Source organism: Desulfuromonas sp. (assembly GCF_002868845.1).
Classification (GTDB): Bacteria; Desulfobacterota; Desulfuromonadia; order Desulfuromonadales; family BM501; genus BM501.
Genome location: NZ_PKUB01000052.1, coordinates 75181 through 97536, shown reverse-complemented (window position 1 = coordinate 97536; position 22356 = coordinate 75181). Strand labels below are relative to the sequence as shown.

Annotated in this window: 21 protein-coding genes; 10 read left to right on the top strand and 11 right to left on the bottom strand. The window is 61.9% G+C overall.

The genetic code is table 11. The annotated features are described in order from the left end of the window. Positions 1-226: 226 nt before the first annotated feature. The 10 genes from C0617_RS16145 to C0617_RS16100 all read left to right on the top strand — a co-directional run bounded on the left by C0617_RS16145 (position 227) and on the right by C0617_RS16100 (position 7260). Complete coding sequence (locus tag C0617_RS16145) at positions 227-1288, top strand: hemolysin family protein (RefSeq protein WP_291318064.1); 1062 nt, start codon at positions 227-229, stop codon at positions 1286-1288. A 31-nt stretch (positions 1289-1319) separates the two neighbouring features. Beyond that, complete coding sequence (locus C0617_RS16140; RefSeq protein WP_291318063.1) at positions 1320-1850, top strand: dihydrofolate reductase family protein; 531 nt, start codon at positions 1320-1322, stop codon at positions 1848-1850. A 112-nt stretch (positions 1851-1962) separates the two neighbouring features. Beyond that, entirely contained in the window at positions 1963-2475 is a 513-nt protein-coding gene (locus C0617_RS16135) for a hypothetical protein (protein WP_291318062.1), read from the top strand. A gap of 72 nt (positions 2476-2547) precedes the next feature. Then, complete coding sequence (locus C0617_RS16130; RefSeq protein ID WP_291318061.1) at positions 2548-3078, top strand: PaaI family thioesterase; 531 nt, start codon at positions 2548-2550, stop codon at positions 3076-3078. Between the two features lie 218 nt (positions 3079-3296). After that, positions 3297-3644, top strand: coding sequence for a DUF6172 family protein (locus C0617_RS16125; protein WP_291318060.1), 348 nt, complete (start codon positions 3297-3299; stop codon positions 3642-3644). 8 nt (positions 3645-3652) lie between these two features. Beyond that, a complete protein-coding gene (locus C0617_RS16120) occupies positions 3653-4123 on the top strand; it encodes a MaoC family dehydratase (RefSeq protein WP_291318059.1) in 471 nt (156 codons plus the stop codon). Between the two features lie 301 nt (positions 4124-4424). Then, positions 4425-4688: a hypothetical protein gene (locus C0617_RS16115; RefSeq protein ID WP_291318058.1), complete on the top strand. Its 264-nt coding sequence runs from the start codon at positions 4425-4427 to the stop codon at positions 4686-4688. A gap of 328 nt (positions 4689-5016) precedes the next feature. Then, entirely contained in the window at positions 5017-5742 is a 726-nt protein-coding gene (locus tag C0617_RS16110; RefSeq protein ID WP_291318057.1) for a UPF0149 family protein, read from the top strand. Positions 5743-5926: 184 nt separating this feature from the next. Further along, complete coding sequence (locus C0617_RS16105; protein ID WP_291318056.1) at positions 5927-6268, top strand: toxin; 342 nt, start codon at positions 5927-5929, stop codon at positions 6266-6268. Positions 6269-6507: 239 nt separating this feature from the next. After that, positions 6508-7260, top strand: coding sequence for a TerC family protein (locus tag C0617_RS16100; RefSeq protein WP_291318055.1), 753 nt, complete (start codon positions 6508-6510; stop codon positions 7258-7260). A 461-nt stretch (positions 7261-7721) separates the two neighbouring features. Here the strand turns inward: C0617_RS16100 and C0617_RS16095 are convergent, their stop codons facing one another. The 11 genes from C0617_RS16095 to lepA form a co-directional block, all read right to left on the bottom strand. Continuing rightward, a complete protein-coding gene (locus tag C0617_RS16095) occupies positions 7722-8957 on the bottom strand; it encodes a M20 family metallo-hydrolase (RefSeq protein WP_291318054.1) in 1236 nt (411 codons plus the stop codon). A gap of 170 nt (positions 8958-9127) precedes the next feature. Further along, a complete protein-coding gene (gene recG / locus C0617_RS16090) occupies positions 9128-11281 on the bottom strand; it encodes an ATP-dependent DNA helicase RecG (RefSeq protein WP_291318053.1) in 2154 nt (717 codons plus the stop codon). 84 nt (positions 11282-11365) lie between these two features. Next, positions 11366-11569 carry a DUF1858 domain-containing protein gene (locus C0617_RS16085; protein ID WP_291318052.1) on the bottom strand — a complete coding sequence of 68 codons (204 nt, stop codon included), beginning with the start codon at positions 11567-11569 and terminating at the stop codon, positions 11366-11368. Positions 11570-11601: 32 nt separating this feature from the next. Further along, a complete protein-coding gene (greA, locus tag C0617_RS16080; protein WP_291318051.1) occupies positions 11602-12078 on the bottom strand; it encodes a transcription elongation factor GreA in 477 nt (158 codons plus the stop codon). Positions 12079-12176: 98 nt separating this feature from the next. Continuing rightward, complete coding sequence (gene carB, locus C0617_RS16075; RefSeq protein WP_291318050.1) at positions 12177-15431, bottom strand: carbamoyl-phosphate synthase large subunit; 3255 nt, start codon at positions 15429-15431, stop codon at positions 12177-12179. Positions 15432-15512: 81 nt separating this feature from the next. Further along, a complete protein-coding gene (gene carA / locus C0617_RS16070; RefSeq protein ID WP_291318049.1) occupies positions 15513-16649 on the bottom strand; it encodes a glutamine-hydrolyzing carbamoyl-phosphate synthase small subunit in 1137 nt (378 codons plus the stop codon). 86 nt (positions 16650-16735) lie between these two features. Next, positions 16736-18010 carry a dihydroorotase gene (locus tag C0617_RS16065; protein WP_291318048.1) on the bottom strand — a complete coding sequence of 425 codons (1275 nt, stop codon included), beginning with the start codon at positions 18008-18010 and terminating at the stop codon, positions 16736-16738. 57 nt (positions 18011-18067) lie between these two features. After that, positions 18068-19003 (bottom strand): aspartate carbamoyltransferase catalytic subunit, encoded by a 936-nt coding sequence (locus C0617_RS16060; RefSeq protein WP_291318047.1) that lies wholly within the window; start codon positions 19001-19003, stop codon positions 18068-18070. 39 nt (positions 19004-19042) lie between these two features. Beyond that, a complete protein-coding gene (pyrR, locus tag C0617_RS16055; protein ID WP_291318046.1) occupies positions 19043-19585 on the bottom strand; it encodes a bifunctional pyr operon transcriptional regulator/uracil phosphoribosyltransferase PyrR in 543 nt (180 codons plus the stop codon). 207 nt (positions 19586-19792) lie between these two features. Then, positions 19793-20470, bottom strand: a complete 678-nt coding sequence (lepB, locus tag C0617_RS16050) for a signal peptidase I (RefSeq protein WP_291318045.1) — start codon at positions 20468-20470, stop codon at positions 19793-19795. Beyond that, the gene (lepA, locus tag C0617_RS16045; protein ID WP_291318044.1) at positions 20470-22275 is read right to left on the bottom strand and encodes a translation elongation factor 4; all 1806 of its coding nucleotides are present in this window, start codon (positions 22273-22275) and stop codon (positions 20470-20472) included. The genes lepB and lepA overlap by 1 nt, the downstream gene beginning before the upstream one ends. Positions 22276-22356: the final 81 nt, after the last annotated feature.

Here is a 22356-nt window from a genome sequence, read left to right as displayed (position 1 = left end):
AGGCCTTCAAAAGTGGAATAGACCTGCTATCAGGAAGTTACGGATCACCATACTTAACTCCATTTTTCAGACAAGATCTAAGAGGGGTCGGCAACTTACCAAACAGAGCAAAGAGGCCAGTCCCCAGGGGCTAGCGCGCCTCCTCAGGTATTTCCCGTTGCCGGGTGGCACCAAGCGTGGTAAGAGAAGTGTATAACCTCCACCAAGGCCATCCAGGGAAACCACCATGCCGACACTCATCCTCTACCTCTTCATCGCCATCTTCTTCTCCTTCCTCTGCTCGATCCTCGAGGCGGTGCTGCTGAGCATCTCCCCGGCCTACATCGCGGGCAAGGAGAAGGAGGCGCCTAAGACCGCCCACCTGCTCAACCGCCTCAAGGAGAATATCGACCGCCCCCTGGCGGCGATCCTCACCCTCAACACCTTCGCCCACACCATCGGCGCCGCCGGGGTCGGGGCCCAGGCCCAGCGACTGTGGGGCAACGAGTACCTCTCGGTCGTCTCGGCCCTGCTGACCCTGGCCATCCTCATCTTCTCCGAGATCATCCCGAAGACCCTCGGCGCCACCTACTGGAAGCCGTTGGCGCCCCTTTCGGCCCGCATCACCCGGTGGATGATCCTCATCCTTTACCCCTTCGTCCAGATCAGCCAGCTCCTCACCCGCCTGCTGCGCAAGTCCGAGGAAGAGAGCGTCTACAGCCGGGCCGACCTCAGCGCCATCTCCACCATCGGCGCCCGCGAGGGGGTCATCCATGAGGACGAGTCGCGCATCATCAAGAACCTGATGCGCTTCAACCGCATCTACGTCAACAGCATCATGACCCCGCGCACCGTGGTGACCGCCCTGCCCGAGGAGATGACCGTCGCCGACTATCGGAAGAGGGGGATCGCCTCCCCCTTCACCCGCATCCCTGTCTACCGGGAGAGCATCGACCAGATCACCGGCTTTGTGCGCAGGGACGAGGTGCAGCGCCAGATCATCGAGGGGCACCACGAGCGGGCGCTGAAGGAGCTCGCCCGGAAAATCCCCGTCGTCTACGAGTACGCCCCCATCATGGCCCTCTTCGACTCCCTCGTCGGCCAGAACGAGCACATCGCCATGGTCGTCGACGAGTACGGCGGCTTCGAGGGGATCGTCACCATCGAGGATTTGATGGAGACCCTCCTCGGGATCGAGATCGTCGACGAGCTCGACACGGTCGAGGACATGCAGCGGCTGGCCCGGGAGAACTGGGAGAAGAGGGCGCGCAAGCTCGGATTGATCCCCGACGAGGGAGAGGATCGCTAGGACCCCGATGGAATCTGGTTAAGGAATTTCCGTGAAGAATATCGTTTATATCGCCACGAGCCTCGACGGCTATATCGCCACCTCCGACGGCAGCGTCGATTGGCTGCATGAGATTCCGAACCCGTCGGGAAGCGACTACGGCTGGAGCGAGCTCATGGGCCGCATCGACGCGATCGTCATGGGCAGAAACACCTTTGAGACGGTCCTCTCGTTCGGGCAGTGGCCCTACGAAAAGCCGGTCTTCGTCGCAAGCAGCAGCTTGAAGGAAATCCCCGCGCACCTCGAGGGAAAGGTCCGGTTCATCGAGGGGACACCGTCGGAGATGGTGTCCGAACTGAACGGCCAGGGCTACGAAAACCTGTACATCGACGGCGGCGATACGATTCGCAGATTTCTCGCCGAGGATATCATCGACGAGATCGTCGTCACGCGTGTTCCCATCCTGCTTGGCGGCGGCCACCCTCTGTTCGGCAGCCTGACCGAACCCCTGAAGTTCCGGCACGCCAAGACTGAAGTTTTCGACGATATTCTAGTGAAAAGCACTTACTTGAGGGAGCGCTAGAAAATTCGGAAAACAAATCCCACCGGTTATCGGGGTCGGGCCTTCAAACAGGGAACCTCTGCCTGACTATTTATCGGGCCAGGGAACCGGTTGAAGAGAGGGGAGGCTGAAAATGCCAATCAACCTTAAGGATCTGGACGTTGTTCCCGAGCTTGCAGGGGTGAGTTCTGCGCTGATCGTCCCCTGCAACATGTGCCCTGCGGTGACGGTCGCCCTGAGAGAGGGGAAACCCTTCATCCAACTCTTCAAGAGTTTCTTCAAGTCCGCGCCCTTTGCCCGGCACATCGAGGCACTGCAGTCCCGGTTGGAAGAAGAGGGGATCCACACCAGAGTTTTCAACAGCAATCTCCCTCACCATTTCTTCGTCTGCATGTGGACTTCAGGCCGGCGCAAAAAGCTTCGGAAACAGGCCGAACAGTATGAAGCGGTGATTGTCCTCGGATGCGATTCGGCGACCGAAACCGTACGCGAGGCGGTCGAGTCGACCGACTGCAAGGTGGTCCAGGGGATGGAAGTTGTCGGCTTCACGAATGCGAAGCTCAAGTTCAAGCTGCCGTGCAGCATAACGTTTGAAGACGGCAAGATTATTCCCATATCCCGCCAGAAGAAAGAAGAGGACCCATGAGGATGTCTCGTGGCCTGGCCCCTTTTAAGGTCATGACCTTTTCCCCGACTATCCCTTAACGGAAAGCTCCGAATGACCCACAAAATCAAAGGCACCCAGAACATCTCCCGCGACTGCATGGTCTGCGGCGTCGAAAACGGTTTCGGCCTCAAGACCCGCTTCCACGAAACCGAGAACGACGAGGTGATCGCCGTCTTCACCCCGCGCCATTTTCACCAGAGCTACCCGAAGATCACCCACGGCGGCATTACCGCGGCGATCCTCGACGAGACCATCGGCCGCGCGATCATGTGCCACTACGACAACAAGACCTTCGGCGTGACGGTCGAGTTGAACGTGAAATACAAGAGGCCGGTGCCGTACGAGGTGGAGCTGAAGGTGGTCGGGCGCATCACCAACGACAACGGGCGGCTCTTCGAGGGGAGCGGCGAACTCTTCCTGCCCGACGGAACCCTGGCCGCCTCGGCCGAGGGGAAGTACATGAAACGGTCGCTGGAAAAGTTCACCGACGCCGGGTTCATCGACAACGACTGGTTCACTCCCGAGGACTGCCCGGAGGAGATTACGGTCCAGGACCAGGAAAATGGGAAAAGACAGGTTTAGTCCGGAGCTTTGGTGGACGTTGCATCCCCTGTGACGCAGTCGGAGCGGAGTGGATGAATTCGGAAAGACGCGGACGAATGTCCGAAGCCGAAGGCAAGTTTTCGTCTGCGCCGAATTCATCTGTGTAACAAACGATTTGGAAAACCGGACTTTGATGATACCATGTCACTAATCGAAGTTTGTTTCCTATAATGCTAACCACACGATTTGGAATAATCATGAAAAAAACGTTTCAAATGTCTCACCCAAGGATCAAAGGCCCTCGGCTTGTTGAAGCCATAAAACACGAAGTTAAAAAATACATAAGAAGAGAACGTAAAAAGACCCTGCCCCCAAATGTCGATTATTGGGATTTTGACTGCCGGTTCGGCGCCGATGAAGCAAGTAGTGAAGTTATTCATTTGTCCGCCATCAATAAATGTATTTCCCAGGCCGAAGAACAACAACTCGAATCTTTTTATTTGGAAATCCTCGTCAAGCCGGGTTATCGAATGAAAAAACCCAAAGACGCGTTTCAGATGGACGTGAAAGATTCAATGATCCAGAGCGAAGAGGTCGAAGAATAGGCTCGGAATTGACAACCCAACTCCTGAAAACCCTCCAAAGCCGCCTCGGCGAAGACCTCCTCATCGGCAACTGGGAAACCATCACCCAGGAACGGATCGACGCCTTCGCCGAGCTGACCGGCGACCGCCAGTGGATCCACACCGACCCGGAGCGGGCGAGGCGTGAATCCCCCTACGGCGGGACCGTCGCCCACGGCTTTCTGACCCTCTCGCTGATTCCCGGCCTGACCGGCAGCAACACCCCCGAGTTCATGGCCCGCCACTTCCCCGGGATGCGCATGCGGGTCAATTACGGCCTGAACAAGGTGCGCTTCCCCGCCCCGGTCCCTGCCGGCTCGAAGGTCCGGGCCCGCATGTCGATCGCAGAGGCGCGGCAGGCAGGGGAGGGGGTCGAGGTCGTCTGCCTCATGACCGTGGAACTGGAGGGGAGCGAAAAACCCGCCTGCGTGGCCGAGCAGGTCTTCCGCCTCTATCCCTGAAACGCCTCCCTTCCGTCGACACATCGCAAGGCATGTCTCACGCCAGCTCGCTATGCTCCCTCATGGTCGCAAAGGGCGCAAAGGAAGTTGGCCCTCTACGAGAGAACCTTCGGGCCGCAGATCAATACCTCCAGCCCCAGCCCGGCCTATCGTAGGCCGCATGCATCGAGCGATCGTCACAGCCCCTGTCCCATCTCCGGTGCGTCCTGGCCCTGTGCTTTGCCCGATGTTTTGCCCTGTCCTTCGCCTTTCCGGCCTCCCACCGCGCGTGTTTCCTCGCATGTTTCCAGTGGTGGTTGTCGTGACCGCAATCGCAGAGGTGACGGGCAGGGCGGTGGTTTATTCTTCGATCGTGGCCATGCTCATACTCATGGCCATGACGGCGGCCGCGATCGCTGTCGGTGATCGTTATGGCCACGTCGCCGATGCGGAAGGACACCGAGCTGCGGTAAGGGTCGCCTCCACCGGCAAAGACCGACGTGGCCCCCAGGACCAGGGCGCCCGCCATCAGGGTGATCATCATTCGATTCATCATGCCGTCCTCCTTTCCTGTTTCAGGGGTTGATCCTGTCCGACTCCTTGGCGTCACTATAGCGATTCGAAACGGGCCCAACAGCAGACATCCGTCCCCGTGGCACCCGATGTCGGGTTGTTTTCTCCCACTTTCAATAGGTTAAGAGGGTCTTGAACGTCGTGGCCCGGGGGAAGGTCAACCCATACGCACCGTGAAAAGGACAACCGGCCTCACGCCCGTTCGCTTCGCTCGCTCAACTTCGCTAAGGGCGCGAAGGGGAAGGTGGGATCGTGTGAGACGAAAACGGTCCGATTAGGGGTGGTATTTCTCGTCCAGCTCCGGGTATATTCTCGGGGAACCCCGACCCGAGGACGAGAGCATGCTGACCACAGTAGAGAGAGACAATCTTGAGAAGCTTTTGGCCCACGCCGTCAATCCCGCCGAGGCCTTCAACATTGACCAGCTGGAAGGGTACCTGTTCGGTGTCGTCATCACCCCGGACGTGACCGACCCGGAGGAGTGGTTCGCCGACATCTTCGGCGAAGCCCTGGCGTCGTTCCCCAGTACAAAGCAGGCCAACAAGACCTTCGGCCACCTGGGAGCCGTCTACAACCGGCTCAACGGGCTGCGCCTGGAGGGGGAGCTGAAGTTCCCCTTCGACCTGGATCACCCGACCCCGGAGATGCTCGACCGCCTGCGCGACTGGGCCTTCGGCCTGGACAAGGCCCTGACGCTGCGCTCCTATATCTGGGTGCCTGACGAGGTTCTCGACGCGGCTGATCAGGATGACGACGACGAGGCCGACGACATCATGGTCAGTCTCATGATCGTCCTGGGGGTCGCCCAGCCGGACCAGATTCCCGAGATTTTCGACGACATGGCCGAGCAGAGCGAGGGGGAAATACTGGCTTCCCTTATCAAGCAGCTGCCCGTGGCGGTCGAGACCCTGCAGGCTTACGGGGAGGAACTAGAACAGGAGCGTCAGGCGGGGCTGGCCGAGGGCGGCGGCCCAAAACCGGTGGTCCGTGACGAGAAGATCGGACGCAACGACCCGTGCCCCTGCGGCAGCGGCAAGAAGTACAAAAAGTGCTGCGGGCTCAATTGAAAACGGCGCCAGGGCTCTCTCTTCGGCTCGCCGCGGCAACCTCGAGATGGCTCAAAAAACTGCGGTGAATTAACCACTTCCCAGGCGAGGCCCATGCCGTTGCGACAAAAAGAGGTGGATTTGGCGAGGCAGGGTCGGGTACAATCGGGACAAGCGCAACCACCGAAGAGAAGGAGAAGAGCCCTTGCCCAGTGAAGCCTTCGCCTATTTCCCAACGGCCCAGTTCGCCGCCAAGCTTGAGAAGATCAAGAAACACGATCCGCCGGGCCACCACCGCATCGGCCAAGTCATCAAGAGGCTCCTCAGCAATCCCGACGACGCCGACGGCTGGATGCACGGCCTCTACCACGGCAGGCTGAAAAAATACGTCGGACGCCGCGACTACCGACTCATCTACCACTGGTGCAAGGAGTGCCGCAAGCAGGCGAAAAAGATCGAGAGCCGCTGCAGCAATTGCGACGAAGTCGCCGATAACAGCGTGATCTTCTTCGACATCTACCACAAGAACGAAGCCAGCCGGCTCTAGGGCCCCGAATCCCCAGCCTCCCCAATCCCACCCGCCCTTTAAGTTGCTCACCTATCAGATTCTGGTTTCCGTTGCGACCTTTGCGGCCTTGAGCGGGCGCAGCGAACGGGCGCGAGGCGCCTTCATGCTTCGAAGGGTTTTCCTGAGACGCCATTCTCTTTTCCTCCCCGGTTTTCCTGTTAGATTTGTTCCCTGGGACGCGCAACGCCCAGAGATTTCAAATCGAACAAGGAGACCCCATGGACTGGCTCTACGACCCCCAGGCGTGGATCGCCCTGGCCACCCTCACCACCCTCGAAATCGTCCTCGGCATCGACAACATCATCTTCATCTCGATCCTCGTCGGGCGCCTGCCCGAGAAGGAGCGGCAGAAGGGGAGGGTCTTCGGCCTGGCCCTGGCGATGGTCAGCCGCATCGCGCTCCTTCTTTCCCTGGCCTGGGTGATGACCCTGAACCGCCCCCTGTTCGCCGTGCTGACCCAGGAGATTTCAGGCCGCGATCTGATCCTGATCGGCGGCGGCCTCTTTCTTTTCATTAAAAGCACATTCGAAATCCACAACAGCCTTGAGGGCGAAGAGGCCTCCGAAGGGACAGAGGTCATTGCGGGATTCTGGGGAGTCCTGGCGCAGATCACGGTGCTCGACCTGATTTTCTCGCTCGACTCGGTCATTACCGCCGTCGGGATGGCTCAGCATCTGCCGGTCATGGTCCTGGCCATTGTCATCGCCGTTCTGGTCATGATGGTCGCCGCCAGGCCGATCGGGGATTTCGTCGACGCCCATCCGACCATCAAGATGCTCGCCCTGAGTTTCCTTATCCTCGTCGGAGTGACCCTCGTCGCCGAGGGTCTCGCGTTTCATATCCCCAAGGGGTACATCTATTTCGCCATGGCCTTTTCGACCGGCGTCGAGATGCTCAACCTGAAGGTTCGCCGGAAACGTTCGGCAGCGGTCAAGCTCCGCAAGCCGATCCGGGAACCGACACAGTCCTGATGCCGAAGATTCCTTCCCGGTCCATAGGGTCGAAAAGTGCATAAAAATGCGGCTTCCAAATTTGCCCTGTGAGCGGTTTTCTCGGTCGAGCCTTGGTCTTGGGTAGGGTCTGATTAGGCAGGTTGCGCGGTACACCTCGAAAACCATAGAAGAAAATTTGCCTCACGCCCGTTCGCTGTGCTCTCTCAAGTCCGCAAAGAACGCAAAGGGAAAACCCAACCTGTTCACCCCCCGTTCAGGCCATGCCCCACGCGACGTCGCATAAGAAATATTATGTAAACTTTGGTATTGCGCAGATCCATGTTTGGTTTTAAGGGAGAAAACCAGATCATCACCCTTGTAAGCGTTCCGATGACGGTATGCCTTCCTTTGCGATCTTTGCGGCCGTGCGTGAAGACAGTGAACGGGCATGGGACGCCTTTGGGTTTTGAAAGGACGTTGTCGGTTGAGTTTCTCGCCTGCTACTCCCCTGCGAGAACCGTGACGGCCCGAAGGAGAACCTCGGTCCCGGCGGCGATGTCGTCCATCCGGGACTTCTCGGCGACGTTGTGGCTGATCCCCCCGACGCTCGGCACGAAGATCATCCCCGCCTCGGTGATGGCGGCCAGGTTCATGGCGTCATGGCCTGCGCCGCTCGGCATCTTCCGGGCCTGAACCCCGGCTGCGGCGGCCGCCTCCTCCAGCACGGAGACGATTCTTTCAGACAGCGGCACCGGTGCGTCGTCGCACAGGACCTCCCAATCGACCTCCAGTCCCCGGCGGTCCGCGACCTCTCTCATCATCGCCTGCACCTGCTCCGCCGTGCGCCGCTTGCGCGGCCCGTCGATGTCCCGCAGGTCGATCCCCAGTTCCACCCGGGCCGGGACGACGTTCATGACCCCCGGCTCGACCCGCAGTGCGCCGACGGTCCCGACGGTGCGCCCCTCTGCTTTCCCTGCGGCGATCCGCTCGACCCCGAGGACGATTTCGGCCGCTCCCGCAAGGGCGTCACGGCGCATCCCCATGGGGGTCGTGCCCGAGTGGTCGGCGCGACCGGCGATCGTGACCCGGAAGCGGGTCGGCGCGGCGATGGCGGTGACGAGCCCGACGGGAGCCCCCTCGCTCTCCAGCACAGGTCCCTGCTCGATGTGCATTTCGACAAAGGCGTGCGCCTGCCCCGGTGCAAGGCGTGCGGACTCGAGCCGTTCCGGTTCGAACCCGGCCTTTTCCAGCGCTGAGCGCAGGCTGATGCCGTCGGCATCCTTCAGATTTTGGAGTGCCTCGCCCGCGAGTTTCCCTGTCATCGCCTTGCTGCCGAGGGTCGCGACGCCGAAACGGCTCGACTCTTCGGCGGAGAAATTGACCACCTCGACCGGGCGCCGGGTGACGATTCCGGCGTCGTTGAGGGCGCGCACGACCTCCAGGGCGGCGAGGACGCCGATCACCCCGTCGTAATGCCCGCCCTCGGGGACGGTGTCGAGGTGGGAGCCGACCATGACCGGGGACAGGTCTTCGCTGCCCGCCCTGCGGCCACGCATATTGCCGAGGGCATCGACCTGGACCTCCAGGCCGGCGTCCTCCATGGCTCCTGCCAGGCAGCGACGGGCCTCCTGATCCGCGTCCGTAAAAGCCAGACGGGTCACCCCGCCGCCTTCCAGGGCTCCGCAACGGGCGATGGCGTTGAAATCGGCTTGAATGCGCTCTTTTCGGACGGTCACGGGCGGATATCCTTTGTTTGTCGGCAGCTTATCATTCAAACCTCTCAAAGAACTTCAAGTCCGTGAAACATTTGGCCTGCGGAGATATTTTTTAACGACAAAACGGTCACTTGAAGGCGATTCCCAAGAAAGAGCACAAAGTCTTACTCCGGAAGTACTCTCCCCTCCCCTCACCCGATGCTGGCGAGTTCGAGGCGGTTCCCCCAGCGGTGAAGGAGCGTCTCCCTCACCGGGGCGTAGTCGTCCGCGGTGAGAAAGTCGACCTCGTTGGCTAGGGCGAAGGCGTCCTCCCGGGCCTCTTCGAGGATGCGTCCGTCGCGCAGCAGGTTGGCGACCCGGAAGTCGGGCAGGCCGGCCTGGCGGGTTCCGAGGAATTCCCCCGGTCCCCGGATCTCCAGATCGGCCTCGGCGATGCGGAAGCCGTCGTTGCTCTCGGCCATGACCTGCAGGCGGCGGAACCCCTCGTCGCTGCAGCGCGGCGAGCGCACGAGGAGGCAGGTGCTTTTGTCGGCGCCCCGCCCTACCCGTCCCCTCAACTGGTGGAGCTGGGCCAGCCCGAAGCGCTCGGCGTGCTCGACCATCATCACCGTGGCGTTGGGGACGTCGATCCCCACCTCGATGACGGTCGTGGAGACGAGGACCTCGATCTCCCCGGCCTTGAAGGCGGCCATGGTCGCCTCCTTCTCCTCCGGCTTCATCCGGCCGTGGAGCAGCCCGACCCGGCGGCCGGGAAAGATCTCCTCCCGCAGCTGTTCGGCTCCTTCGCTGGCGGAGCGCAGGTCGCTCTTCTCCGACTCTTCCACGAGGGGGTAGACGATGTAGGCCTGTCGTCCGACGGCCAGTTCCCGCTCGATGACGGCGTAGGCCTTTCGCCGCTCGCTCTCGGGGAGGACACGGGTCGTCACCGGGGTCCGGCCGGGGGGCATCTCGTCGATGACCGACAGGGCGAGGTCCCCGTAGAGGGTCAGGGAGAGGGTCCGGGGGATGGGGGTCGCGGTCATGACGAGGACGTCGGGGTGCTCCCCCTTGCGCCGCAGCACCCCGCGCTGGCGCACCCCGAAGCGGTGCTGCTCGTCGATGATGCCGAGGCCGAGCCGCTTGAACCGGACCCCCTCCTGGAGAACGGCGTGGGTTCCGACGACCATGTGCCCCTCTCCGCTCCGGAGAATTTCCAGGGCGGCGGCCTTCTCCTTTCCGGCCATCGACCCGGAGAGCAGGACGACCTTCAGCCCGAGGTCCTCCATCCAGGCGTGGAACTGCAGGTAGTGCTGTTCGGCGAGGATCTCGGTAGGGGCCACGACGGCGACCTGGGCGTCGTTCTCGATGGCGATCAGGGCGGCCATCAGGGCGACGACCGTCTTGCCGCTGCCGACGTCTCCCTGAACGAGGCGGTTCATGGGATGGGGGGCCATCATGTCCCTCTTGATCTCGCCGGGCACCCGCCGCTGGGCGCCTGTCAGGCGGTATGGGAGCAGTGCGGCCAGGGGCTTGGTGTAGCGGTGGGAGACGCCGAAGGGTATGCCCTCTTCGAGGACGACGCCCCGGCGTTTGAGGGCGAGGCCGAGCTCGAGGAAGAAGAATTCGTCGTAGACGAGGGTGCGCCGGGCCTGGTCGCGGCCCGCCTCCAGGGCGACCAGGGAGGCGTCGTTGCCGGGCCAGTGCGCTTGTCTCAGCGCCTCTTGCAAGGGAAGGAGGCCGCGGCGGCGGGCGATGGGCTCGGGTATGGCCGAGGCCGCATGGGGCGCGAAGCGCTCGACCACCTCCATGAAAATCTTGCGCGCGGCCTTCTGATGGAGACCCTCGGTGAGGGGGTAGACGGGAAGGATGCGGCCGAAGTTCAGGGGGTCGGCGGCCAGCACCTGTTCGACCCTCTGCCCCTCGGCGAGGAACTCGGCATCGGGGTGGTGGACTTCCCGGGTCGGGCCGAAGCGCTTGACCTCTCCGCTGAAGACCGCCCGGCGCCCGACGGGGAACTTCTTCTTCATCCACTCCTTGCGGTAGTGGAACCACTTGAGAGAGACCTGTCCGCTGCCGTCGCCGGCCACGACTTCGAAAATGCGCCGGCGTGACCGGGCGGTGACCGTCTCGGCGGAGGCCAGGATCTCGCCGCAGAAGACCTCGCGCAGGCCGTCGCGCAGCTGGGCGATCTTGCGCAGTTCGCGGCGGTCCTCGTAGCGGTGCGGCAGGGTGTAGAGGGCGTCTTCGGCGGAGGCGAGGCCCATCTTGGCGAGTTTTTCGGCGATGCGGGGACCGACCCCGCGGACTTGGTCCAGCGGGGTGGCGAGAAGCTGACGGAGGCGATCGTCGGTGGGGGTGAGGGGCATCTCCCCTGCCTTTTTTCCGGTGCCGGGAAGGCGGGTTTTCTGAAGGGAGGCCGAGGCGGGAAGCGCGGCCTCCCGCCTCGGAAATTATTCGGCGAAAATGGCGTTGAGGTCGCGGACGATGTCGTTGACGTCGAGGCCGTGGGCTGTGGCGCCCTGTTCGAGGGTCTCTCTCATGGCCCCCATGCAGCCGACGCAGCCGAGGTTGTACTTGCCGAGCACCCGGGCCACTTCGGGGCTCATCTGCAGCACCTGGTGGAACGTCATGTCTTTGTTGATTTTCTCGCTCATGGGGCCTCCTTGCCGGAAAAGCGCGGCGGTGTCTATTCGTACTTGATGTCGATGATCTCGTAAACCTTGAGTCCCGAGGGGACCCGGATGTTCACCTCGTCGTCTATGCGGTGGCCGATGAGGGCCTTGCCGACGGGGGAGGTGATAGAAATCTTGGCGTCCTTGATGTCCGCCTCGTCCTCGCCGACGATCTGGTAGGTCACCTCGACCCCCGAATCGGTGTCGAACAGGGTCACTTTGGCTCCGAAAACCACCTTGTCCGTGTCGAGCTCGGCGGGATTGATGACGAGGGCCCGGGCGATCTTGTCGTTGAGCTCCTTGATGCGTCCCTCGATAAAGGCCTGCTTGTTCTTGGCGGCTTCGTATTCGGCGTTTTCCGAAAGGTCGCCGTGGTCTCTCGCCTCGGCGATGTCTTGGACGACCTTGGGCCGCTCGACGCGAATGAGGTTTTTTAGCTCTTCCTGAAGGCGGGCGTTGCCTTCACGGGTCATGGGAATGGACTGTGACATGGAAATTTTTTCCTCTGCAATTTAAAAATAGCGGGCGTGTTTCCCCGCCCGCTCGTGGCGTCAATGTCATGGAGACAGCGTTTGGCGCCTCCCGTGTTCTATTGGGGATAATACTCTTGGAGCGGTTTCACGTCAAGACTTTCTCGGCGCATGGCGAGGATGGCGTCGACGGCGGCCGTCATTCCCTCCACCGTGGTGAAGTAGGCGACCCCGTTCATAAGGGCGCTGCGGCGGATGGAATAGGAGTCGGCCACGGACTGGGCGCCGAAGGTCGTGTTGAAGACCAGGTCGATCTCGTGGCTCTTGATCGCGTCGACGCAGTGGGGCCGCCCCTGCTTGACCTTGTTGACGCGGGTAGTCGGGATCCCCTTGTCCTTAAGGAAGGTGGCGGTTCCGCCGGTGGCGACGATCTGGAAGCCGGCCTCGGCGAGTTGGCGGGCCGACTCGAGGGTCAGCCTCTTGTCGGCGTCCTTGACGCTGATGAAGACTTTTCCGGACAGGGGGAGCTTCACTCCGGCGCCGAGCTGGGCCTTGGCGAAGGCCGGGCCGAAGGCGGCGTCGATTCCCATGACCTCTCCCGTCGATTTCATCTCCGGGCCGAGCAGGGTGTCGACGCCGGGGAATTTGACGAAGGGAAAGACCGACTCTTTGACCGCGACGTGGGGCGGGTGGATGTAGCCGGAAACGCCGAGGTCGGCCAGGCTCCGCCCCGCCATGACCCGGGCGGCGATCTTGGCCAGGGGGCGTCCGGTGGCCTTGGAGACGAAGGGGACGGTGCGGCTCGCGCGGGGGTTGACCTCGAGCAGATAGATGATCCCGTCCTGAACGGCGTACTGGATGTTCATCAGGCCGACCACCTGAAGCTCGAGGGCCAGTTCCACGGTCTGCCGCTTGATCTCCTCGATCAGCTCGGGCTCCAGGGAGAAGGGAGGCAGGGCGCAGGCCGAGTCGCCCGAATGGATACCGGCCTCCTCGATGTGCTGCATGATGCCGCCGACGACCACGTCCGTGCCGTCGCACAGGGCGTCCACGTCGACTTCGATGGCGTGGACAAGGAACTTGTCGATGAGGATGGGGTGCTCGGGGGAGGCCTTGACGGCGTATTTCATGTAATTGCGCAGCTGCTCCAGTTCGTAGACGATCTCCATGGCCCGGCCGCCGAGGACGTAGGAAGGCCGGACCACGACCGGGTAGCCGATGCGCTCGGCGATCTGCTCCGACTCTTCCACGGAGCGGGCGATGCCGTTGTCGGGCTGCTTGAGGTCGAGTTTGTGGAGCAGGGCCTGGAAGCGCTCCCGGTCCTCGGCCCGGTCGATGGCGTCGGGGCTCGTGCCGATGATCGGGACGCCGGCCTTCTCGAGGGCGACGGCGAGCTTCAGGGGGGTCTGGCCGCCGAACTGGACGATGACCCCGTAGGGCTGCTCGACGGCGACGATCTCGAGCACGTCCTCGAGGGTCAGGGGCTCGAAATAGAGCCGGTCCGAGGTGTCGTAGTCGGTGGAGACGGTCTCCGGGTTGCAGTTGACCATGATCGTCTCGTACCCGTCCTCGGCCAGGGCGAAGACCCCGTGGACGCAGCAGTAGTCGAACTCGATCCCTTGGCCGATGCGGTTCGGCCCGCCGCCGAGGATGATGATTTTCTTCTTGTCCGTCGGGTCGGCCTCGCACTCCTCTTCGTAGGTGGAATAGAGGTAGGGGGTATGGGCCTCTAACTCGGCGCCGCAGGTATCGACCCGCTTGTAGACGGGGCGCACGCCGAGGCTGTGGCGATAGCCGCGCACGTCGTCCTCGGTGATTCCCAGGAGAAACGCCAGGCGCTTGTCCGAAAAGCCCATCTGCTTGGCCTCCCGCAGCAGGTCCCGGAGCCCCGCCCCCCCTTTGGCCACCAGGGCCCGGCTCTGGACGATCTCCCCTTCCCTGGCGATGATCTGTCCGATGTTGCGCAGAAACCAGGGGTCGATGCCCGTAAGGCGGTAGATCTCATCGATGGAGAATCCGGCCCGGATAGCGTCTCCCACGTACCAGATCCGCTCCCAGCCGGGAATCTGCAACTTGGAGCGCAGGGTGTCGAGCTCCGCGTCGGAGAGGGCCCTGCGGCAGTCCTCGGGATCAGCGAAGAGCCGGCTCTCGAAGCCGTAGGAGTCGATCTCCAGGGAGCGCAGAGACTTCTGAAGGCTTTCCTTGAAGGTTCGGCCGATGCTCATCGCCTCCCCCACCGACTTCATCTGGGTCGTGAGGACGGCGTCGGCCTGGGGGAATTTCTCGAAGGTGAAGCGGGGAAACTTGGTCACGACGTAGTCGATAGTCGGCTCGAAGGAGGCATAGGTCTCCCGGGTGATGTCGTTGGGGATCTCGTCCAGGGTGTAGCCGACGGAGAGCTTGGCGGCGATCTTGGCGATGGGGAAACCGGTCGCCTTGGAGGCCAGGGCCGAGGAGCGCGACACCCGGGGGTTCATCTCGATGACCACCAGTTCGCCGTTTTCGGGGTTGACCCCGAACTGGATATTGGAGCCGCCGGTCTCGACGCCGATCTCCCGGATGATCTTGATCGAGGCGTCGCGCAGGATCTGGTATTCCTTGTCTGTCAGGGTCTGGGCCGGGGCGACGGTGATGGAGTCGCCGGTGTGGACTCCCATGGCGTCGAAGTTCTCGATGGAGCAGATGATGACCACGTTGTCCGCGAGGTCGCGCATGACCTCCAGCTCGAACTCCTTCCAGCCGATGACCGACTGCTCGACGAGCACCTCGTCGGTCGGGGAAGCGTCGATCCCCGCCAGGACCATCGTCTCGTACTCCTCGCGGTTGTAGGCGATGCCGCCGCCGGTGCCGCCGAGGGTGTAGGAGGGGCGGATGATCGCCGGGAAGCCGACGTGCTCGATGATCTCCATCGCCTCGGCGTGGTTGTGGGCGAGGCCGCTGCGGGGGACGGCAACGCCGATCCTCTCCATGGCCGCCTTGAACAGGGTGCGGTCCTCGGCCATTTCTATGGCTGGCAGCTTGGCGCCGATGAGTTCCACCCCGTACTTCTCCAGGGTGCCGTCCTTGGCCACGGCGACCGCGGTGTTCAGTGCGGTCTGGCCGCCGAGGGTCGGAAGGAGGGCGTCGGGACGCTCCTTCTCGATGATCCGCGCCAGGACCTCCGGGGTGACCGGCTCCACGTAGGTGCGGTGGGCGAAATCGGGGTCGGTCATGATGGTCGCCGGATTGGAGTTGAGGAGGACAACGGTGTACCCCTCCTCCTTCAGGGCCTTGCAGGCCTGGGTCCCGGAGTAGTCGAATTCGCAGGCCTGGCCGATAACGATCGGCCCGGCGCCGATGATAAGTATTTTCTCGATGTCTGTTCTTTTTGGCATGGTAAAACCTAGTGACGCGTGATCGGTGACGCGTGATCGGTGTGGATATAAAAAAGTCTTCCGTCTGTTACTCGTTACGCGTCACGCGTCACGCGTCACGGCTTTAGCCTTTTCCATCATCTCGATAAAGCGGCCGAAGAGGTAGCGGGCGTCGTGGGGTCCGGGGGAGGCTTCGGGGTGGTACTGGACGGAGAAGGCGGGCAGCTCGCGGTGACATATCCCTTCGACGGTGTCGTCGTTGAGGTTGATATGGGTCAGCAGTGCTTTTTCCTCGATGCTCCCGGCCTCGACGGCGAATCCGTGATTCTGGGCGGTGATCTCCACGTCGTGACCGTCGCCGCGACGCACGGGCTGGTTGCCGCCGCGGTGGCCGAACTTGAGCTTGTAGGTCTTGCCTCCGAGGGCCAGCGAAAGGAGCTGGTGGCCGAGGCAGATGCCGAAGAGAGGGACCTTTCCGAGGAGCCGGCGAATGTTCTCCTGGGCGTAGGTGATCGGCTCCGGGTCGCCGGGGCCGTTGCTCAGGAAGACGCCGTCGGGTTTCATCTCCAGGACCGCCTCGGCAGGGGTTGCGGCGGGGACAACGGTGACGTCGCAGCCCGAGGCGACCAGGTTGCGCAGGATGTTGCGCTTGATGCCGAAATCGTAGGCCACTACCTTGAACTTGCCGGGCTCGGCGGCCTCGCGGTAGCCGTCGGAAAGGTCCCAGGGGCCCTGGCTCCAGTGGTACGGCTCCGCGCAGGTCACCGCGCGGACCAGATCCCGGCCTTCGATGGGAGGCGCGGCCTGGGCCTTGGCGACGAGGCTTTGGGGGTCGAGGTCAACGGAGGAGATGATCCCGGTCTGCGCCCCCTTGTCGCGGATATGGCGCACCAGGGCCCGGGTGTCGATCCCCTGGATGCCGACGATGCCGTTCTCCTTTAGGTAGGCGTCGAGGCTCATGCTGGAGCGCCAGTTGCTGGGGCACTCGCTGGCTTCCTTGACGACGAATCCCGCCAGGTGGGGCCGGGCCGACTCCACGTCCTCGGGATTGATTCCGTAGTTGCCGATCAGGGGGTAGGTCATGGTGACGATCTCCCCCCGGTAGGACGGATCGGTGAGGATCTCCTGGTAGCCGGTCATGCTGGTATTGAAGACCACCTCTCCGGTCACCTCTCCGGGCGTTCCGAACCCCTTGCCGTGGAAGACCCGGCCATCGGCCAGGGCCAGTATTGCTTTCATGTGTATCCGACTCCTGATTCATTTCTGTTGCGGGCAAAGCGAGGGGCGGACACCGCCCGCCCCTCCGGAACCCGAAGGTTTTTGCGTTACGATCTTTGGTGGACGAGCCGCCCGCCGACAATGGTGTGGGTGGCGGCGCCCTTCATCTTCCATCCCTCGAAGGGGGTGTTGCGGGACTTGGAGTGAAACTTGTCGGCCTCCAGGGTCCACTTGAGCTCCGGGTCGATGACCGTCACGTCCGCAGGGACACCGACCTTCAGGGTTCCCCGGGGAATGCCGAGAGCCCGGGCGGGGCCGATGGTCAGGCGCTCGATGGCCTGCCCGAGGGTCAGCACCCCCTCCTCGACCAGGCCCAGGGTCAGGGGGAGGGACGACTCGAGGCCGACGATGCCGCACAGGGCGATATTGAACTCGACGTTCTTCTCGTCGATGTGGTGGGGAGCGTGGTCGGTGGCGATGGCATCGACGGTGCCGTCGGCCAGGCCCTGCCGCATTGCCTCAACGTCGTCGGCGGTGCGCAGGGGGGGATTCATCTTGGTGTTGGTCCCGTAGCCCCGCACGGCGTCCTCGGTGAGGGTGAAGTGGTGGGGGGTCACCTCGCAGGTCACCCTCGCCCCCCGTTTCTTGGCGGCGCGGATGATGTCGAGGGATTGACGGGTGGAGACGTGGCAGAGGTGAAGGCGAGCCCCGGTGAACTCGGCAAGCATCACCTCCCGGGCGATGGCGGCGGCCTCGGCGACCCAGGGAATCCCCTTGAGGCCGAGTTCCGTCGCGACGAACCCTTCGTTCATGACCCCGCTGCCGACGATGGAGAGCTCCTCGGAGTGGGCGATGATCGGCATGTCGAATCCCTTGGCGTACTCCATGGCCCGGCGCATCACGTCCCCGTTGGCCACCGGACGGCCGTCGTCGGAAAAGCCGATGCAGCCAGCCCCCTTGAGGTCTCCCATTTCGGAGAGGCTTTCGCCCTTGAGGCACTTGGTAATGCTGGCGACGGGGAAAACGTTGGCGAATCCCTTCTCGCTGGCCTCGTTGAGAATGTAAGTGGTTATCGCCTTGTTGTCGTTGAAAGGGTTGGTGTTCGGCATGCAGGCAACCGAGGTGAAGCCTCCGGCCGCGGCCGAGCGGGTCCCGGTGGCGATGTCCTCTTTATACTCGTGGCCCGGGTCGCGCAGGTGAACGTGAATATCGATGAGGCCGGGGACCACGAGCTTGCCCGAGACGTCGACCACCTTTGCGCCTTCGGCGCTGATGTCCTTTTCGATCCGGGATATTTTGCCCTCTTCGATGAGCAGGTCGAGGGCCTCGTCAATGCCGTGAGCCGGATCCAGAACCCTGCCGCCTTTGATCAGAATGTTCATGGAGCACCCCTTCATATCTGAATATTACGAGTGTTGTGTGCCGGTATCCTGCCTCGCCTACCCCTCGGGCTGTTCCCCGCCTGCGAGGAGGTAAAGGAGGGCCATGCGGACCGCGACCCCGTTTTCCACCTGGTCGAGAATGACGTTTTGCTTCCCGTCGGCGACATAGGAGGAGATCTCAACTCCGCGGTTCATCGGGCCGGGATGCATAACGATGGCATCGTCTTTGGCGAGCTTGAGGTTCTCGGGGTTGAGGGCGAAGAATTGGGAATATTCTCGCAGGGTCGGGATCAGAGAGTTGCCCTGCCGCTCCATCTGGATGCGCAGCATCATGACAACGTCGGCGCCCTTGATCGCCTCGTTTATGTCGGTGTAGACCTCGGCGCCGAGGCGCTCGATCCCCGGCGGGATCATGGTGCCCGGGCCGGCGAGCCGAACCGTGGCGCCCATGGTCTTCAAAGCGTAGAGGTCGGAGCGGGCCACCCGGCTGTGGGCGATGTCTCCGATAATGGCCACGGTGAGCCCCTCGATCCTGCCTTTGTGCTCGCGGATGGTCATGAGGTCGAGCAGCGCCTGGCTCGGATGTTCGTGGGCCCCGTCACCGGCGTTGATGATGGAGCAGCCGGAAAGGCGCTCGGCCAGGTAGTGGGGGGCGCCGGAGGCGCTGTGGCGCATGACGATGATGTCGGGGTGCATCGCCTCGATGTTCCTGGCCGTGTCCTCCAGGGTCTCGCCCTTGACGACCGAGGAGGCCGAGGCGCTGATGTTGATGGTGTCGGCGCTCATCCGCTTGCCGGCGATCTCGAAGGAGGTGCGGGTGCGGGTGCTGGCTTCGTAGAAAAGGTTGATGACCGTCTTGCCACGCAAGGTGGGGACTTTTTTGATGTCCCGACGGTTGATCTCCTTGAAGCTGTCGGCGGTGTCGAGAATGTGTTCGATATCCTCCCGTGACAGGTTCTCGGTACCGAGGATATGCTTATGCTGAAATGCCATGGGGACCTCCCTCGCTGGGTAATCGCTGAAAAGACCGGGTCAAGCCTGAGGTTTCAGGAGGCGAACCTCTGTCGCCCTGTCCTGTTCGTCGAACTCCACCTCGATCTTTTCCTCGTGGGAGGTGGGGACGTTGCGACCCGTATAGTCGGGCCTGATGGGTAGTTCGCGGTGCCCCCGGTCGACCAGGACCGCGAGTTGAATGCTGCGAGGCCGGCCCAGGTCGATCAGGGCGTCCATAGCGGAGCGGATTGTTCGCCCCGTGTAAAGAACGTCGTCGACCAGGACGATGCGCTTGTCGTCGAGGGGAAAGGGGATGTCGGTCTTGCCGACCGGCAGGCTGCCCCGAGACCCGAGGTCGTCTCGGTACATGGTGATGTCGACCGCCCCGAGGGGCAGTTCGACCCCCTCGATCTCGGCGATCCGGTCGAAAAGCATGCGGGCCAGATGATCGCCCCCTTTCCGGATGCCGACCAGGACCAGGTCCCCGGTTCCTTTGTTCCGTTCGAGGATCTCGTGTGCGACGCGGGTCAGGGCCCTGCGGATGCCGGCCTGATCCAGGATGACAGTTCCTTCCTTTGCCATGGTCCAACCCTCCCTTACTCTGGCCTGAACACAAAAAAGTACCTTTCCGCGCCAGGCGGAAAGGTACTCTGATATCTAATGACGGCTGGGTGCCGTTTCTTGCATTTTGCCACCTTTGCTAACCTCTCTGGATTAACTTAAAAGGGACGTTCAACTAAATTTTTCGGACTATATCAGGGCGATGGCGGCCAAGTCAACCGGAACTTTTCAGTCGATGGGACGGCCGAGCCTGGCCCAGCGGGGCCGGAACTTTTCACGGTCCCAGGACCAGTACTTGATAAAAGCCAGGCCCTTGATCTCGGACTCCTTGACGAATTTCCAAAAACGGCTGTCGTAGGAACGGTCGCGGTTGTCGCCCATGACGAAATAGCTCTCCGCCGGAACTTTGACCGGGGCCATGAAATCTCGGGGGCCGAACTCGGTCGCGATCAGGTCGGCCTCCTTGTGGACCTCCTGGGGGATGATATGGGACTTCCCGTTGATGAAGACCACCTTGTCGCGGACTTCGACAACGTCCCCGGGAACCCCGACCACCCGCTTGATGAAGTCCCGCCGCTTGTAAAAGGGCTTGTCGCGGTCTTCGGGGAACTCGAACACGATAACATCGCCACGCTCCGGGTGGCGAATAGGAAGTAAGCGCAGATCGGTAAAGGGCAGCTGGGTGCCGTAGATGAACTTGTTGACCAGGAGATGGTCCCCGACCAGGAGAGTGTCCTCCATGGACCCGGAGGGGATCTTGAAGGCCTGGACTACGAAGGTGCGAATCAGCAGGGCAAGGATCGCGGCGACAATGAGCGCCTCGGCGTATTCCCGGTACCACGGCTTCTTGCGGGCCCTCGCTGCAGTTGGCCCGTTTTCTTTCGCAAGTCCAGTGTCTTCACTCATCATTTCTTTTCTTTCACTTTAAGGATGGCCAGGAAGGCCTCCTGGGGCAGTTCAACGCTGCCGACCTGTTTCATGCGCTTCTTCCCCTCCTTCTGCTTCTCTAGGAGTTTGCGCTTGCGGGTGATGTCCCCCCCGTAGCACTTGGCGGTGACATCCTTGCGCAGGGCCTTGACCGTCTCCCGGGCGATGACCTTGTTTCCGATGGCGGCCTGAATAGCCACTTCGAACTGCTGACGGGGGATGAATTCCTTCATCTTGGAGACGAGTTCCCTTCCGCGGAAAGGAGCCTTGTCGCGATGAACGATAAGCGAGAGAGCATCGACGACCTCGCCGTTGATGAGGACATTGAGGCGCACAAGTTCGCTGAGCCGGTAGTCGAGGTGCTCGTAGTCGAAGGAGGCGTACCCCCGGGTGATCGACTTGAGGCGGTCGTAGAAATCGAGCACGATCTCGTTGAGGGGCAATTCGTAGATGACCATCACCCGGTTGGCGGTCAGGTATTTGATCTCCCGCTGAACGCCGCGCTTCTCCTCGCAAAGGGCGAGCACGGCTCCGACGAATTCGTTGGGGACGTGGACCGAGGCGAGGATAAAGGGCTCTTCGACGCGCTCGATATACTGCGTATCGGGAAGCTTGTTGGCGCTTTCGACCCGGAGCTTTTCCCCGCGCACCGTGGTGACGTGGTAGACAACGGTCGGGGCGGTGGTGATCAGTTCGACGCCGAATTCCCGCTCCAGGCGCTCCTGGATAATCTCCATGTGCAGCAGCCCGAGAAAGCCGCAGCGGAAGCCGAACCCGAGAGCGAGGGAGTTCTCCGGTTCGAAGGAGAAGGAGGAATCGTTCAGGCGCAGCTTCTCCAGGGCGTCTCGAAGCAGTTCGTAATCCCCCGTATCGATGGGGTAGAGACCGGAGAAAACCATGGGCTTGACGACCTTGAACCCGGGCAGTGCGTTTTCGGTCGGCTTGTGCAGGAGGGTGAGAGTGTCTCCGACCTTGGCGTCGTGGACGACCTTGATGCCTGCGATGACAAAGCCGACCTCGCCGGCCGACAGGGAGCCCATCTCCACCGGGTGAGGCGAAAATGCTCCGACCTTGATGACCTCGTAGCTCTTTTTCGTGGCCATGAGCTGGATCTTGTCGCCCTTTTTCAGGGTGCCGTCGACGATCCTTACCAGCACGATGACCCCCTGGTAGGAGTCGTACCAGGAATCGAAGATCAAGGCCTTCAGGGGCGCATCGGCATCCCCTTCAGGAGCGGGAATCTTGTGCACGATCTCCTCGAGGATGTCGTGGATGCCGATCCCTTCCTTGGCGCTGGCCACGACGGCTTCGGAGGTGTCGAGACCGATGATCTCCTCGATCTCCTCCTTGACCCGTTCCGGTTCGGCGCTGGGAAGGTCGATTTTGTTGAGGACCGGGAAGACCTCCAGGTTCTGGTCGATGGCCAGGTAGACGTTGGCCAGGGTCTGGGCCTCGACACCCTGGGACGCATCGACCACGAGAAGGGCGCCCTCGCAGGCGGTCAGAGACCGGCTGACCTCGTAGGAGAAATCGACATGACCGGGGGTGTCGATGAGATTGAGGATATAGTCCTGACCGTCGTCGGCCCGGTAGTTCAGGCGTACCGCCTGGGCCTTGATAGTGATGCCTCGTTCCTTTTCAATGTCCATCTTGTCGAGGAACTGGTCGGTCTTCTCCCGTTCGCTCAGGGTTCCCGTCTCTTCCAGGAGCCGGTCCGCCAGGGTCGACTTGCCGTGGTCGATATGAGCGATGATAGAAAAATTGCGAATTCGATTCTTATTCATAACTACCTAAAAAAACGAGGTTATTGTTACTTTTACCCAATCATTTAGACTATAGAAATGATACCGGTTTGTAAAGGACAA